At 46.2% G+C, this 14,291-nt stretch carries 15 protein-coding genes and 1 tRNA gene; 10 read left to right on the forward strand and 6 right to left on the reverse strand.

Features of this window, described 5'->3' with window-relative positions:
* Positions 1-155 precede the first annotated feature (155 nt).
* The 3 genes from C7Y66_RS15910 to petB form a co-directional block, all read right to left on the reverse strand.
* The gene (locus C7Y66_RS15910) at positions 156-599 is read right to left on the reverse strand and encodes an anti-sigma regulatory factor (protein WP_015156070.1); all 444 of its coding nucleotides are present in this window, start codon (positions 597-599) and stop codon (positions 156-158) included.
* Positions 600-817: 218 nt separating this feature from the next.
* Positions 818-1,300, reverse strand: a complete 483-nt coding sequence (gene petD / locus C7Y66_RS15915; protein ID WP_015156071.1) for a cytochrome b6-f complex subunit IV — start codon at positions 1,298-1,300, stop codon at positions 818-820.
* 88 nt (positions 1,301-1,388) lie between these two features.
* Positions 1,389-2,057 (reverse strand): cytochrome b6, encoded by a 669-nt coding sequence (gene petB / locus C7Y66_RS15920; RefSeq protein WP_015156072.1) that lies wholly within the window; start codon positions 2,055-2,057, stop codon positions 1,389-1,391.
* A gap of 301 nt (positions 2,058-2,358) precedes the next feature.
* On the opposite strand from petB, the gene ctpA reads away from it, so the two are divergent.
* The 3 genes from ctpA to C7Y66_RS15935 all read left to right on the forward strand — a co-directional run bounded on the left by ctpA (position 2,359) and on the right by C7Y66_RS15935 (position 5,042).
* Positions 2,359-3,594: a carboxyl-terminal processing protease CtpA gene (ctpA, locus tag C7Y66_RS15925; RefSeq protein ID WP_199197466.1), complete on the forward strand. Its 1,236-nt coding sequence runs from the start codon at positions 2,359-2,361 to the stop codon at positions 3,592-3,594.
* A 248-nt stretch (positions 3,595-3,842) separates the two neighbouring features.
* On the forward strand, positions 3,843-4,406 hold the full coding sequence (locus C7Y66_RS15930) for a DUF2854 domain-containing protein (RefSeq protein ID WP_106546350.1): 564 nt from the start codon (positions 3,843-3,845) through the stop codon (positions 4,404-4,406).
* A gap of 45 nt (positions 4,407-4,451) precedes the next feature.
* Complete coding sequence (locus tag C7Y66_RS15935; RefSeq protein WP_106546351.1) at positions 4,452-5,042, forward strand: DedA family protein; 591 nt, start codon at positions 4,452-4,454, stop codon at positions 5,040-5,042.
* Between the two features lie 63 nt (positions 5,043-5,105).
* Here the strand turns inward: C7Y66_RS15935 and C7Y66_RS15940 are convergent, their stop codons facing one another.
* Complete coding sequence (locus C7Y66_RS15940; protein WP_106546352.1) at positions 5,106-6,092, reverse strand: ABC transporter ATP-binding protein; 987 nt, start codon at positions 6,090-6,092, stop codon at positions 5,106-5,108.
* Positions 6,093-6,330: 238 nt separating this feature from the next.
* Here C7Y66_RS15940 and C7Y66_RS31895 point away from each other — a divergent pair, with 238 nt between their 5' ends.
* Positions 6,331-6,504: a hypothetical protein gene (locus C7Y66_RS31895; protein WP_199197464.1), complete on the forward strand. Its 174-nt coding sequence runs from the start codon at positions 6,331-6,333 to the stop codon at positions 6,502-6,504.
* Positions 6,505-6,572: 68 nt separating this feature from the next.
* On the opposite strand, the gene C7Y66_RS15945 is transcribed toward C7Y66_RS31895, so the two are convergent.
* Positions 6,573-9,320, reverse strand: coding sequence for a CBS domain-containing protein (locus tag C7Y66_RS15945; RefSeq protein WP_106546353.1), 2,748 nt, complete (start codon positions 9,318-9,320; stop codon positions 6,573-6,575).
* Positions 9,321-9,545: 225 nt separating this feature from the next.
* On the opposite strand from C7Y66_RS15945, the gene psbZ reads away from it, so the two are divergent.
* From psbZ to C7Y66_RS15975, 6 genes are all read left to right on the forward strand, one after another.
* Positions 9,546-9,737 carry a photosystem II reaction center protein PsbZ gene (psbZ, locus tag C7Y66_RS15950; protein WP_015156080.1) on the forward strand — a complete coding sequence of 64 codons (192 nt, stop codon included), beginning with the start codon at positions 9,546-9,548 and terminating at the stop codon, positions 9,735-9,737.
* 143 nt (positions 9,738-9,880) lie between these two features.
* Positions 9,881-10,465 carry a 6,7-dimethyl-8-ribityllumazine synthase gene (ribH, locus tag C7Y66_RS15955; protein WP_106546354.1) on the forward strand — a complete coding sequence of 195 codons (585 nt, stop codon included), beginning with the start codon at positions 9,881-9,883 and terminating at the stop codon, positions 10,463-10,465.
* A gap of 279 nt (positions 10,466-10,744) precedes the next feature.
* On the forward strand, positions 10,745-11,044 hold the full coding sequence (locus tag C7Y66_RS15960; RefSeq protein WP_106546355.1) for a hypothetical protein: 300 nt from the start codon (positions 10,745-10,747) through the stop codon (positions 11,042-11,044).
* A gap of 164 nt (positions 11,045-11,208) precedes the next feature.
* Positions 11,209-11,280: transfer RNA gene (locus C7Y66_RS15965), tRNA-Gly, on the forward strand.
* Between the two features lie 274 nt (positions 11,281-11,554).
* Complete coding sequence (locus C7Y66_RS15970; RefSeq protein ID WP_015156083.1) at positions 11,555-11,962, forward strand: hypothetical protein; 408 nt, start codon at positions 11,555-11,557, stop codon at positions 11,960-11,962.
* A gap of 4 nt (positions 11,963-11,966) precedes the next feature.
* Positions 11,967-13,232 carry a glutamate-5-semialdehyde dehydrogenase gene (locus C7Y66_RS15975; protein ID WP_106546356.1) on the forward strand — a complete coding sequence of 422 codons (1,266 nt, stop codon included), beginning with the start codon at positions 11,967-11,969 and terminating at the stop codon, positions 13,230-13,232.
* A 214-nt stretch (positions 13,233-13,446) separates the two neighbouring features.
* Here C7Y66_RS15975 and C7Y66_RS15980 read toward each other — a convergent pair whose 3' ends face one another.
* Positions 13,447-14,259, reverse strand: coding sequence for an acyl-CoA desaturase (locus C7Y66_RS15980; RefSeq protein ID WP_106546357.1), 813 nt, complete (start codon positions 14,257-14,259; stop codon positions 13,447-13,449).
* Positions 14,260-14,291: the final 32 nt, after the last annotated feature.

The raw sequence follows: 14,291 nt of genomic DNA on the forward strand, positions 1-14,291 counted from the left end.
TCTAGGATAGCTAGGGGTCGGGAGTTTTAGGGGCGGGTTTTCAGCATACCTATCGAAGAGCAAACAATTCTACGGTTAAACCCGCCCGTACAGGGGAGTAGGAGAATTGTAAAAAATTTGTCATTAATTACACAATACCAATTACCCTGCGCGATTTATGTCTTAACTTCTTGGCGGTTTTTATCGCTTTTTACAATTAGTAAGCAGTTTCTGCCGTCAGCAGCCCGTTCGTATACGACTCGATCTGCTAAGCGCCGCAATAGAAACCAGCCATAGCCTCCTTCTTGTAAGGTTCCTGGTTTAGGTTCGGCAATTGCATCGGGGTTAAAAGGCTGACCCCGATCCCAAATTCTAATCTCAATGCGATCGCTCCATAATAACAGATCGATATCTATTGCCGTTTCTCGCGGTAGGGCTTGATGAGCGTGTCTGACCGCATTCGTAAATCCTTCTGCTAAAGCTAAATTTAAGCGATATAGTTGACCCTCAGACCAAGGTATTTGACCGCTATGTTGAAGACAAAAATCTTCAAACCAGTCTTGTACCTGGTTCAGTAACTTTAAATCGCTACACACCCTCAGATGATTTTGCTCCAACATGCCACGGCTTGACCGCGATCCGATGTTAATTGCTTGCCAACTCAATAAATGTTTACTTATTCTTTTTTTATTCTGTAATCGCGACTACTATCAAGTCTCTGTAACTAAAATTGACACCTGTTAACGTTTCTCATTCGGTAGATCCACTTTTTGAGAAACCCACAGGTGTCAAGACAAATCTGTACTTAATACACTTGATTAAGTGCAGAACTGAACAATTAGAACAGACCGAAAGTGAAAGATTTGTCAATCGGGAAAGCAGCACCAATACCGAGCCACAAGGTAACTAAAGTTCCAACTAAAAACACAGTTGTTGCGACTGGACGGCGGAAGGGATTTTGGAACTTATTGACACTCTCAATAAATGGAACCAGAATTAACCCCAGTGGTACGGAAGCCATCAGCACGACTCCCAATAATTTATTGGGGACTGACCGCAGAATTTGGAATACTGGGTATAAATACCACTCAGGTAAAATTTCCAGAGGCGTAGCGAAAGGATTTGCTGGTTCGCCTACCATTGCTGGGTCTAGTACGGACAAAGCGACTATACAAGCACCCGTTCCCAAAATTACCACAGGGAAAATATAGAGCAAGTCGTTAGGCCAAGCAGGTTCGCCATAATAATTATGACCCATGCCCTTAGCCAGCTTGGCACGTAATTGAGGGTCGCTCAGGTCTGGTTTTTTTAGTGTTCCCATCTTTAAAGTTGTTCTCCTTTGTTTCAGTTATCAGTTATCGGTTAACAGTTAACAGTGACAACTGATAGCTGTTAACTGCTAACTGTAATTACAACGGACCAGAAATACCTTGCTTGCGGATCATCAAGAAATGCAGCAGCATGAAGACAGCGATCGCCCAAGGTAAGACAAAGGTATGAGCGCTGTAGTAGCGAGTTAGCGTTGCTTGACCTACACTCGAACCGCCGCGCAACAAGTCAGCAATGAGAGTACCGACGACTGGAATCGCTTCTGGTACACCACTAACGATTTTTACCGCCCAATAGCCGACCTGATCCCAAGGTAAGGAGTAACCCGTTACACCAAAGGAAACGGTAATTACTGCCAAAATTACGCCTGTTACCCATGTCAGTTCGCGGGGCTTTTTGAAACCGCCAGTTAAGTAAACTCTGAATGTATGCAAGATCATCATCAGCACCATCATGCTGGCTGACCAGCGGTGAATGGAGCGGATCAACCAGCCGAAGTTTACATCCGTCATGAGGTACTGTACGGAAGCATAAGCTTCAGTTACAGTCGGTTTGTAATAAAAAGTCATGGCGAATCCAGTCGCAAACTGGATTAAAAAGCAAACCAGGGTGATACCACCGAGACAGTAAAAAATATTGACGTGTGGGGGGACGTACTTACTGGTTACATCTTCAGCAAGAGCCTGGATCTCCAAGCGCTCCTCAAACCAGTTGTATGCTTTTGAATCAGTTACCTGTTTACTAAACATCAACCAAAAGTTCCTAAAAATGGATTGCGTCTGTTCAAATTCCCGATTGTCTTTGCAGGGATCGTCTTTTCAAGGTTTCTTAATGGCTGGAAATCCAGTCATTTCGATCTTAATCGCGATCGCGAACAATTTGCTCGTCCAGACTGCATCAGATTCTATAAAAAAAGTAACATAGTCGAGAGGACAGTTGGAAGAAGTCGGAAGTCGGAAGTCGGAAGTCGGAAGTCAGAATTTGCTTGCTCCCTACTCCCTGTCCCCTGTTCCCTAGTTCCACTGATAACTGAGTAATTGATAACTGATGATGTCAAAGCGAATTTTCCAGATCGGAGTTTTGTTGGTCATGCCAATTCTGCTAGCGTTGAGTATTTGGACTCAGCCAGCAACCGCCATCACGGAAGAGCAGAGAGTGGTAGTAGAAGCATGGCGAATTGTCAATCGCGCCTATCTGGACGATACGTTTAACCATCAAAATTGGTCGGCAGTACGGCAACAAGCACTCAAACAACCCCTTGACAACCCAGAGTCAGCATATACAACAGTCGAGAAAATGCTGGCAAGTTTGAACGAGCCTTTTACTCGCTTTTTACGACCAGAACAGTATCGTAGTTTACAAGTTAATACTTCTGGCGAACTGACAGGTGTAGGACTGCAAATTGCCCTCAATTCCAAAACAGGACAGTTAGAGGTCGTAGCACCAATTGCTGGTTCTCCAGCGGAAAAAGCAGGTATTCAATCTCGCGATCGCATTCTCAAAATCGATGGTATCCCGACTACCCAATTAACTCTTGATGAAGCAGCAGCCAAAATGCGGGGTCCGGCAGGTAGTAAAGTCCTGCTGATAGTAGAACGGGATGGTTCGCCAAAAGAAATCCAAGTAGCCCGCGATCGCATTGCTGTCAATCCCGTAGTTGCCCAACTCCAAACCTCACCTAGCGGAGCAGAGATCGGCTACATACGCCTGATTCAATTTAATGCCAACGCCACAGCAGAAGTTGCCCACGCGATCGCCAATTTAGAAAAACAAGGTGCTGACGCATACATTTTGGATTTACGCAATAATCCTGGAGGCTTATTGCAATCGGGAATTGAAATTGCCCGTCTGTGGTTAGATGAAGGCACAATCGTCTATACGGTTAACCGCCAAGGTATCCAAGGAAATTTTGAAGCTTTTGGCTCGGCATTAACTCACGACCCCCTAGTCGTCTTAGTCGATCGCGGTACGGCTAGCGCCAGTGAAATTCTCGCTGGAGCGCTGCAAGACAACGGACGAGCAAAAATTGTTGGTGAAAAGACGTTTGGTAAAGGCTTAATTCAATCTTTGTTTGAATTATCGGATGGCTCGGGTATGGCTGTTACCGTTGCCAAATACGAAACCCCAAATCATCGAGACATTCACAAGCAGGGCATTGTCCCAGATCTTAACGTAGCGACCGATCGCCTCAGTCGCGACCAAATCGCCACGGCAGCAGATCCACAATATTTAGCAGCAGTAGAATTATTGGACAATACATCAACAATTGCTAAAAGTGACAAGTGATTTGTTGGTAGTTGGTAGTTGGTAGTTGGTAGTTGGTAGTTGCGTGGTGCGTGGGGTGTTGCGGGCGGTTGCGTCCGGTTCCTCCGCGTCGGAAGCCGCGTCGTGGTGCGTGGTGTAGAGTTTGTGTTATTCTCTCCCTCAGCTCTCTTATCTCCCTCAGTTCCCTGATAACTGATAACTGATAACTGATAACTGATAACTGGTCGCTGATAACTGATAATAAAGCAGAAGTTGTTAAGCGATCGTGTATGTTGCGACAAGTATCTTTAGGAAAGCTAGGTTTAGTTGTTGGTGGTTTAATTACAATTGTGGGATTCGTTGCCTATTTTATTGATAATCCCACACTCAACCTTGTGGGTTTTTTTTATGGCATTCCCCTTTTATTAGGAGGTTTAGCTTTGACGGCAGCGGAACTGAAGCCAGTGCCATATACTCAACCAACTTCCCCTGAAGTAGTTGCTTTGCGCCAACAGCAAGCTACAGCAACTCAAAATCAAGTCCGTCAGGATATTACCCGCTATCGTTACGGTCAGTCAGCTCATTTAGATACAGCGTTAGAACGGCTGGGACTTGCGCCAACGGATGAAGAAAGACCGATTGTTAAGGGCGTGCGAGAAACGCAAATCGATGGTGCTTATGGGTTGATTTTAGAATTTGATTCTCCTTTCGTGACACTGGAACAGTGGCAAAAAAAACAAGACAAAATGGAAAGTTTTTTTGGTCCTGGGATACGTATTGAAGTCACACAACCTGCTGAAGATGAGATTGAAATAGCAATGATTGCGGCTTCTAGTCAAGGGACTTCCAGCTAGGTGTTAGAACAGTAGCTAACATGATATTTAGCAGGAAGCGATCGAATGCTTGAAGGAATGACGGATGCTATTAACTCTTTTGGATATCTGGGCATCTTCCTGCTAGTCTTAATCGCTCCAACTCCTCCAGAAATTGTTTTACCCTTCGCGGGCTTTTTAGCTGCACAAGGCAAGCTCAGCTTGCCACACGCGATTTTAGCTGGAGTTTTGGGTTGTACTCTATCAATCGTACCTTGGTACTTAGCAGGTAAATACTTGGGCGAACGGCGCTTGAAAGTATTTGCTAGGCGCAACCGTAAGTGGTTAAAACTTTCATTTGGAGAAATAGAGCGAGCCAAACAATGGTTCGATCGCCACGGTGGGAAAACAGTCTTTTTTAGTCGCCCCATCCCCAGCGTCCGCACGTTAATTGCGCTACCAGCAGGTATCAGTGGAATGAGATTGCTACCATTCTTATTCCATGTCATATCTGGTGAGGCGATCTGGCAAACTGCCTTAGCTTACGCTGGATACCTGCTTGGCAGGCGTTATGAAGTCGTCGTTTGGTATACTGCCCCCATTGCCAGAATTTCAATTGCTGTACTACTGTTAGTACTTCTGTTCTGGTTAATTAGGCATAATAGATCGAATAGTTAAACTGCGGTGACGTTAAGCTAGTTTACCAGCGCGATCGCCTGCCAAACACTTACACCCAGCTCCCTACTCCCTGCTCCCTGATGTAGCAGAAATTTGTTGCAAGAAAAACTCTTCCAAAGAAGGACGAGACAAATTCATGCCAACGATCTGCCCGCCGAGAGAACGTAACTTTGTCAGAAAATCGTAGGGCTCGCCGCTAAGTTCGCCTTTCCAAGTCCCATCAGCTTCTACTTGCAAATTAGTTAACCATTGGCGGAGTATTTCTACATCACCACCTTTGCCTTTGACGTGATAAGCATCAGTCGTTCCCAATAATTCATCCAGGGAACCGCTACAAATTAAATTTCCTTGGGATAAGATGGCAACACGATCGCAAATTTGCTCGACTTCAGACAAGATATGACTGTTGAAAAAAATAGTCTTGCCTTGAGCTTTGAGAGAAAGAATAATCTGTCGCATCTGGTAGCGTCCTAACGGATCTAAACCAGACATCGGTTCGTCTAAAAACACCAACTCTGGGTCATTAATCAAAGCTTGTGCCATCCCTACCCGCTGCACCATACCCTTAGAATATTGGCGTAGTTGCTTTTTGCGGGCAGCAATTAAAGGCAGTCCGACTAATTCCAGCAGTTGAGGAATGCGCTGACGTTGAACGCTGCGGGGAATTTGAAACAGTCCCGCTGCCATTTCTAAAACTTCCCAACCAGTTAGATAGTCGTAGTAATAAGCATTTTCTGGTAAATAACCGATGCGTTGTTTGATTGGGCGATCGCCTAAAGGTTGACCTAATAATAAACCTTGTCCGCTCGTGGGGCGAAGAATACCCAATAATAATTTTAATAGCGTTGTTTTACCCGCTCCATTGGGACCTAAAAGACCAAAAGTTTCGCCCCGATATACTGTTAGAGAGCAACCTTTGAGCGAGGGAATTTTCTGATTCATCCAAAAGCCAGTACGGTAAACTTTTCGCAACTGAGAAGTTTGGATGACTGCTGGGCGCTCGGAAGGATTAGATTCAAAAGTAGGCGAATCAGTAGTAACAGTCTTCATCGCGTCAAACTACCTTTGCTCCAAACAAAAATAACAACAGTTATTATGGCTCACTCGATCGCCCAATGCCGACAGCGATCGCACCTATTTCTTTCTAGTTAAGGCTTGGTTTGGCAGGAAGACAAGGGAGACAAGGGAGAGGGGGAGACAAGGGAGAGGGGGGAGAAGAGAGTTAAGTATGGATAAAAATGCCAGATTATATATAAGTAGTAAAAAAAATTAACTTTTGAGGCAATTCATGAACCGCTCGAAAATCGTTGCTATTATCACAGGGGCAATTTCAATCCTATTGGCGATCGCCTATCTCCTCCTCGTACAACTACTAGACTTTCGTGGCGAAATGCAACCAGCACCAGTCAGTCAGTTATCAGCTGTCAGTTATCAGTTGTCGGTGGTAATTGGTAGTTGGTAGTTGGTAGTTGGTAGTTGGTAGTTGTCCCCCTTGTCCCCCTCAGCTCTCTTCTCTCCCTTGTCTCCCAATTAACGGGGATAATGCTCAAATAGATAACTCTCAGCCTCCGTGCGATCGCGGATAATTCCATCTAGGGTGGCAGCAAGTATATCGTCGAGAATTTGACGATATTGAGGTCCTGGTTTGTATCCCAATTGTTTCAAGTCGTGACCGTTTAATGGTGGTTGGACGTTAGCCCACTGAGTGACGTATTGCCAGACAAGCGATCGCACAGGACGAGGACAGCGTAAGGCAATTAGAATTAGCATCGGTAGGTCGTATTGCCGCAACAAGTCAAATACTTGACTGGGTAGCCGACAGGAAGGCAAAACCGTCAAGACTCGCTCTTGTGCCTGTTGCAAGTGGCGTAAACGATTGATACTGTCATCGGGTAATTGTAAATTTTGGGCAACGCGATCGCGGTATTCTGGGGCAAGATATGCAATGAGAACCTCTAGACGTAACAGCCAAGGAGGGATAGGAACATTTTGACTTTTAACTTTTGACTTTTGACTTTCTCGATTAAATCGTCTCAAACAACGCTCCAAAAACCGCAACTGCTGCCAAAGAGTTTTATCCAGTTTCAAAGTTTCATGCAGGCATTGCAAAGCATCTAAATCTCCCAGTAAACTTAATGCTGCTTGCCAGTACGGTGCTTGCAAAATGTATTTCAGCTCATTTTTCAATCGCGTTTGTAAGGCAGGCGCTCTGGAATTATTGCCTTGGGTACGCTTGTAGATACCGCTATTAATGGCATAGCGAATATAATTTTCTGTCTGAGGTTCGATCGCAAATTCTAAACGAACGGCAAAGCGGACGGCACGATAAATTCGAGTTGGGTCTTCAATAAAGCTGTTGGGGTGTAAAACCCGAATTTGCTTTGCCTGTAAATCGAGCAATCCGCCAAAGAAATCTAACATTTCCCCTGCTCTTGGCGGTGTCAAACGGACAGCAAGGGAATTAATTGTAAAGTCGCGCCGATACAAGTCTTGGCGAATCGAACTCGCTTCTACTTCAGGATTGGCAGCAGGATAGGGATAAAATTCGGTGCGTGCGGTGGCAATATCAATCCAAAGCGAGCCGAAAATAGGGTCTTTGTGCCACAACAACGCTGCTGTTTGAAACACCCCGTGAATTTCGAGCCGAGCAGCAGGGTAAAGTTGCTGAAGGGCGCGTGCTAACTCCACTCCCGCCCCTACATCAGCGGCGCGATGAAAGCCATCGACAACTAAATCGATATCTTGTAGATATAGGGGTGCTGCATCGTTCTGTTTTGCCAACAGTAAATCGCGCACTCCTCCCCCAACCAAGTACAAGTGCCAACCTCTTTGTTCTGCTTGGGCAGAGGCTTGAGTCAACAATTCCCAAAAAGGTGCGGCAAGGCGATCGCTCAACAATCTCAAGAATGCCGCAGGTGGAATAATCCCAACAGCATTCCCTCTTACCCCTAGCTCCTCGCTCCTCGCTCCTTCCTGATGCAATTCCCGCAGTACGTCGGTACGGGTGACGATGCCACGCAATTCTCCGTCTTGCAACACTGGCAAGCGTCCGATATCATATGTCACCATCAACGCTTGAATTTCTGGCAAGGTCGTTTCTGGAGTAATAGTCTTGATATTTGTCGTCATATACCCCTTGGCGGGTGCGTGACTGAAGCCGTGGTGCAGGGCAATATCAATATCGCGGCGAGAAATAATTCCTACCAACTTGCCTGTAGGATCGACCACGGACAATCCAGAGTGACCGTAACGCAGCAAAATCCGCTGTGCCTCGGCAATAGTTGTATCTGGGCGGATCGTGCGGACGGGGGATGACATTAATTCCCTAGCTGTCGGCGGATGGGGAATCGTAGCTTTGAGTCGGTCTACCAAGTGTTGTAAAGTTGCCTGTCCATCAACACCCCGTAACGAGAGAGACGCAGCTTGAGAATGTCCCCCACCACCGAGGGGCTGAAACAATTCATTCAGATTTGTCCCAGGAATTTGCGATCGCCCAATAACTGTCAGCCTTTCTTCGCCACTGTCTCCCAAAGCATACCTTGCCCCCAGTAGGACGGCATCGCTTTCGGTCAATTCCATTAGTCGTGCTGCCAAGCTAGATAATCCAGATACATAACCTGGAGTTTTTAGCAAGACCCAAGTGACTGTATATCCCCGCAAGCGATCGCAGTGGAAGTTATCCAGTGCCTCAGTTAATAACGCCTGTAACTGCGGCGAAAACCCAGGATCGATGTAATCCCGCACGACATGCAAGCTAGTTCCTTGCTGCATCAACCATGCTAGAGCCAATGCATCGCGATGGTTGGCTTGGTCAAATGACAGCGATCCCGTATCGACGTGGATGCCTAACGCCATCACAGTTGCTTCAAACGACGTGATTTCCACCTGCTGAGCTTGTAATTCTTCGACAATTAGCGTCGTGGTCGCTCCCACATCAGCAATATGAGTTGCCGTAGCCGAAATATCGCGATCGATCTCTAAGTGGTGGTCGTAAACAACAATCTGTTCGATTTGGGGCAAATCCAGCCACTCCGCCGCCACACCCAAGCGATCGCGGTGTTGTGTATCGACGACAATCAGCGATCGAATTTGTTTTGGATTCACAGAACGACGCTCGATCAATGCATATTCGTCCCGATGCAGTGCCAAAAAATCCTTTACCGCTGGATGACTACCACCCGTCAGCACGATCTTCGCTCCCGCCCACAGCCGCGACAGCCCCACAGCCGCCCCCAGAGCATCAAAATCTGCTGTTGTATGACACAAGATGAGATCCATTGGTGAGGAGATGAGACAGACAAGGGAGAGGGGAGAGACAAGGGAGACAAGGAGGCTATTCTAGTCACCAGTCACTAGCCACTAGCCACTAGCTGGTCACTGATAGCCCACTCCCTATATTGTGCCAATTTCTGATAGGTTACATATAGGTTATAAGCAAAATTAGCAAGCTTTAGGCTTAATCTAGATCTATTCTGGTTTGTTGCTGTGTAGGGAGACATACTGATGTTATCTGCTCTGTTTCAATTGGCTTTAGTTGCCTTGGTATTCTTGTCCTTTGCTTTGGTAATTGGCGTTCCCGTGGCTTACGCTACTCCCCAAAATTGGGTGGAATCAAAAAGGCTGCTTTGGATCGGTTCGATCGCCTGGTTCGGTCTAGTGATCGTCATCGGTGTTTTGAACTTTTTGGTTGTATAAGCAACTTGAGGCGATCGCCCTTGTCGATCGTCGCGATTGACAAGCAAGCGATCGCTATTTTGTAGAGACTTACACCCATATGTCTCTACGCTGACAACTGACAACTGACAACTGACAACTGACAACTGACAACTGATTTAGTAATGACAGTTTTCGAGGGAACTTTTACTCAGACAGAACCTTTACGGTTTGCGATCGTCATCGGTCGGTTTAACGATTTAGTGATTGGTAAGCTGTTAGAAGGATGTCAAGATTGCTTGAAACGTCATGGCATCGATCCGAATCCTCACGGCAGTCAAGTCGATTATGCTTACGTCCCTGGTAGTTTTGAAGTGCCAATTGTGGCGCGACAATTAGCATTATCTCATCGCTATGATGCCGTGATCTGTCTTGGAGCAGTCATTCGCGGTCAAACTCCCCATTTCGATTATGTTGCGGGAGAAGTAGCTAAGGGCATTGCTGCGGCAGGATTTCAAACTGGCGTACCAGTCATTTTTGGTATTCTGACTGTAGACTCGATGCAGCAAGCTCTGGAAAGAGCCGGAATTAAGAGCAACAAGGGTTGGGACTACGCCATGAACGCGATTGAGATGGCTAGCTTGATGCGGCAACTACATTCCGATATTACTGTAGAATCCTACAACAATAATTCTCAATCCTTGCCCCCTGCATCGCTGAAAAGTGCCATTGCTAACGAGCGATCGCCAATTACAGAAAGTGGCGAGTGACAATGCAGGAGTGGCAAGTGAAAAATGCTACTCCATACTCTCAAAAATGCTGGGTAGCGTTAGTTATATGCGCTACCTTTTTTGTCTAGTAGAAATCCTCCAATCGAGGTATATCAATAAGTTGAAATTAGGTTAAGTTCGTGGCAGTTGAAGTCTTTGCTTTGAGCCGATCTCCAGCACACATATTGGCATTAATTTAATGACAAACTACAAGCCAGTAATGTACGCTATCAAACATAAGTTTTCAGTTTGTAGTTCAGACTAAATTAGGTAGCACAAATGCGAGGAAACACAATTGGTATTGAGTTAGAACCAGAAGATATAGAGTTATTGACAAGAATTGAACGGGAAACAGGTAAGTCAATTCACCAACTCACGGGTGAAGCTATTAGAAATACTTATATTAAAAGATACGATAGCGATGGCGATGGTGGTACTGCACTCTTAGAGGCGATAGACAAAATTGGCAAACAAGTACAGCAAGTCATGGTAGCTGTAGAAAGACAGCGCCAGGAGATCGAGCTATTTTCAGGCAGCTCAAAAAACCACTTGCGACAATCTACCCCCCCCCCCGCATAGTATTTATACCTAGTACTGAAAGCTAGAAGGGAGAAGTCGTAAGTCGTAAGTCGTAAGTAGAGAATTAACTGCTCCTGCTCCCCACTCGCTGATAACTGACAACCTCGCAAAAAAACTTGACAAACTCAGCCAAATCTGAGATATTAATAAATGCGCAGTAAATTGCGGGTATAGCTCAGTGGTAGAGCGCAACCTTGCCAAGGTTGATGTCGCGCGTTCGAATCGCGTTACCCGCTTAAAGTAACTTGAACAGTAGAAAAGATTTAGAACGAATAAGTTAATTAAATAATCGCTCTGCCTAGAGTCAAAGCGACTTTTATCTATTCTAGAATCTCAGATAGGAGGGAAAACCTACTAACCTCGCGTTGCGTTAAGCAACAAGCAATCTGAGTCGAACCCAAATAACTTGATGTTCGGAAAATGTAATGGAAAGCTGAGAATTATTTGGTTAGACTTAGAAAGTATTATGTAAACTCGTAGGAAAGCCACATTTTGGTTCTACGGCGGCTCGTGCAACCTCAAAAGACCCAAAAAATCGATCTGAGTGTAGATTACCCTTGTCCCTGTCGCCGACACGGGCGATTAATTCCGATTACGCTGACAGAAGCGTTTGGTTGCGATCGCTGTCAGCAACTCTTCGTTGTGGAAGAAAACGGGTATGTATTAGAACAATTATCCACCAGCTACCCCTACAAGAGAGCATGGCGCTGGCTGGGCAATCGCTGGAGCGTAGCTAAACCACGTTTGGGACAGAGCTATCTTCCAGTAGCACTATTAGTAGTGTTTGGGCTGCTAATTTTTTGGTTGCCTTTGGCACTGCGATCGCCACACCATGCCAGTATTCTAGTATGGGCATTAGTAGCAGTACTGCTAGCAGTACTGCCAGCACTAATGGTCTGGCTGATTTACAGACGTTAAGTCGATGACAGGTGACACATCTCATATTCACTCAGGCTTGGTCGCTACTGCTCGTCGCGCCTACGGAGCTTCCCTAAAACTAGGAATTAGTAAGGGGGCAGACCGCAGTCGTGCCGTGCAAAAAATGGCAGAAGCACTCAAGCAATCTTTCGATGACATTTTGGAAGCAAACACTTTGGACTTGGAAGCTAGTCGCGAAATGGCAGTGCCAGAATTAATCGTGGATTGGCTGAAGTTGACTCCCGAACGCCTCCAAGCTGCGGTAGAAATTTTGCAACGCCTGAGCGAACTGTCAGACCCTTTGCGACGGATTAGAAATGCTGACTACCAGCTTGCCGATTCTCAAACTTACTGCCAGCTCATGCCGTTGGGAACGATCGCTTTAGTTTACGAAGCGTTTCCAGAACTTGGGGCGATCGCCGCAGGACTGTGTATCAAAACTGGTAACAGCCTCATTCTCAAAGGTGGAGGAGAAGCCAGTCACTCTAATGCTGCTATTGCCAAGGTTCTGCAAATTGCCTTAGAGGAAAGCGGAATGCCTTCCGGTTGTCTGGAAAGAATTGAGATAGAGGAAGGGAGCTTAACACAGGAATTAATTACCCAAGACCAATACATAAACCTCGTTATTCCCTACGGTCGCCCCAGCTTAGTTCAGCAAGTCGTGCGACAGTCCACCGCCCCAGTTTTGAAATCGGCGATGGGGAACTGTTACCTTTACTGGTCGCTATCTGGCAGCATCGAAATGATGCGCTGGACGATTTTAGACAGTCATGCTAGCGAACCCGATCCGGTCAATGCGATCGAGAAAGTCTTGATTCACCGCACAACCAACCCCTCGTCCCTCGTTACCCTGTGGAACAGCTTGCAAGAAAAAGGTTTTCAAATTAGAGGAGATATCGCCTTAGTCGAAGCATTTCCCCAGCTACAACTGGCGAAGGACTCTGAGTGGAGTCAATCATATTTAAACAAAACAGTAGCTTTTAAGGTAGTAGACAACTTAGAAGCAGCAATTTCGTGGATCAATCGTTATAGTAGCGGTCACGCCGACTGCATCGTTACTGAGTCCTATCAAGAAAGCCGTCACTTTGCTTTGCGGGTAAACAGCGCCTCCACTTATATCAACGCCTCCCCGCGCTTTTGCCGCAATCCCGCCCGAGGAGAGTCAATATTTCTAGGGATGTCAAATCAAAAAGGACATCGCCGAGGACTGATTAGCCCCGAAAGCCTGACGACGGTAAAGCATATCGTGCAGGGGAATAGTAGATTTTAGTGGCTGGTGGCTAGTGGCTAGTGGTTAGCGGTTAGAGACAGATAGAGTGGCTAGTGGCTAGTGGCTAGTGGCTGGTGCTTAGCGGTTAGAGACAGATAGAAATGAAAAGGTAAGCAAGGAGATGGACTACAAGTAGCACTCCAGCTACAACTCTCACTCACATCTGTTAAGGAAGAATTTTATTCACTAGCCGCCAGTCACTAGCTACTAACCACTACTTTTCAGCCAGCTTCACATTTTTAGCCAAGCCAAGAGCTTGTAGCAAGCAGATCGTCATCCAGGTGAGATCGACTTCCCACCACTCTAAGCCGTGTCGGGCAGAGTATTGAAAGGCGTGGTGGTTGTTGTGCCAGCCTTCGCCAAACACCAACAGGGCTACCCACCAACAGTTAGTCGAGCGATCGCCGGATTCGTGGCTGCGATAGCCAAATTTGTGCGTGGCGCTGTTGACTAACCAGGTGCAGTGGTAGACAAATACAACTCGCACGAAAATTCCCCAGACGACAAACGACCAGCCACCAAGTAACAATAGGACGACACCCAGAGCGATCTGGATGAAAATCATATTTTTTTCTAGAAATTGATAAACTGGATCGCCAGCAATATCTTTTGTAAAACGAGCAAGATCTAATTCAATCGGTCTGCGATAAATTAACCAGCCGATGTGACTCCACCAAAAACCTTTGTTAGAGTCGTGGGGATCGGGTTCGGTATCGGAGTAAAGATGATGGGCGCGGTGCGTCCCTACCCATTCAATCGGACCTCCTTGACAGGCAAGTGTCCCGCAAAAGACCAAGAAATACTCCAGCCATTTTGGAGTCTGAAAGCTGCGGTGGGTGACAAGACGGTGAAATCCCAAAGTAATTCCCAAGCCGCCAGTAAACCAGTAAAGAAATAGGGCAACACCAACTGCTTTCCAGCTGAAGTTGCTAGGGAGTAGAGCAAATAAAGCTCCAAAATGCAAACCAATAAAGAATAGGGTATTGACCCAGTTGATTGTCGGTTTGGTTGGTGTAGCAATCGTCATGCGATAACCTAAATTCAAAAACTTGCGCCCGA

This window comes from Chroococcidiopsis sp. CCALA 051 (assembly GCF_003015105.1).
Classification (GTDB): Bacteria; Cyanobacteriota; Cyanobacteriia; order Cyanobacteriales; family Chroococcidiopsidaceae; genus Chroococcidiopsis; species Chroococcidiopsis thermalis.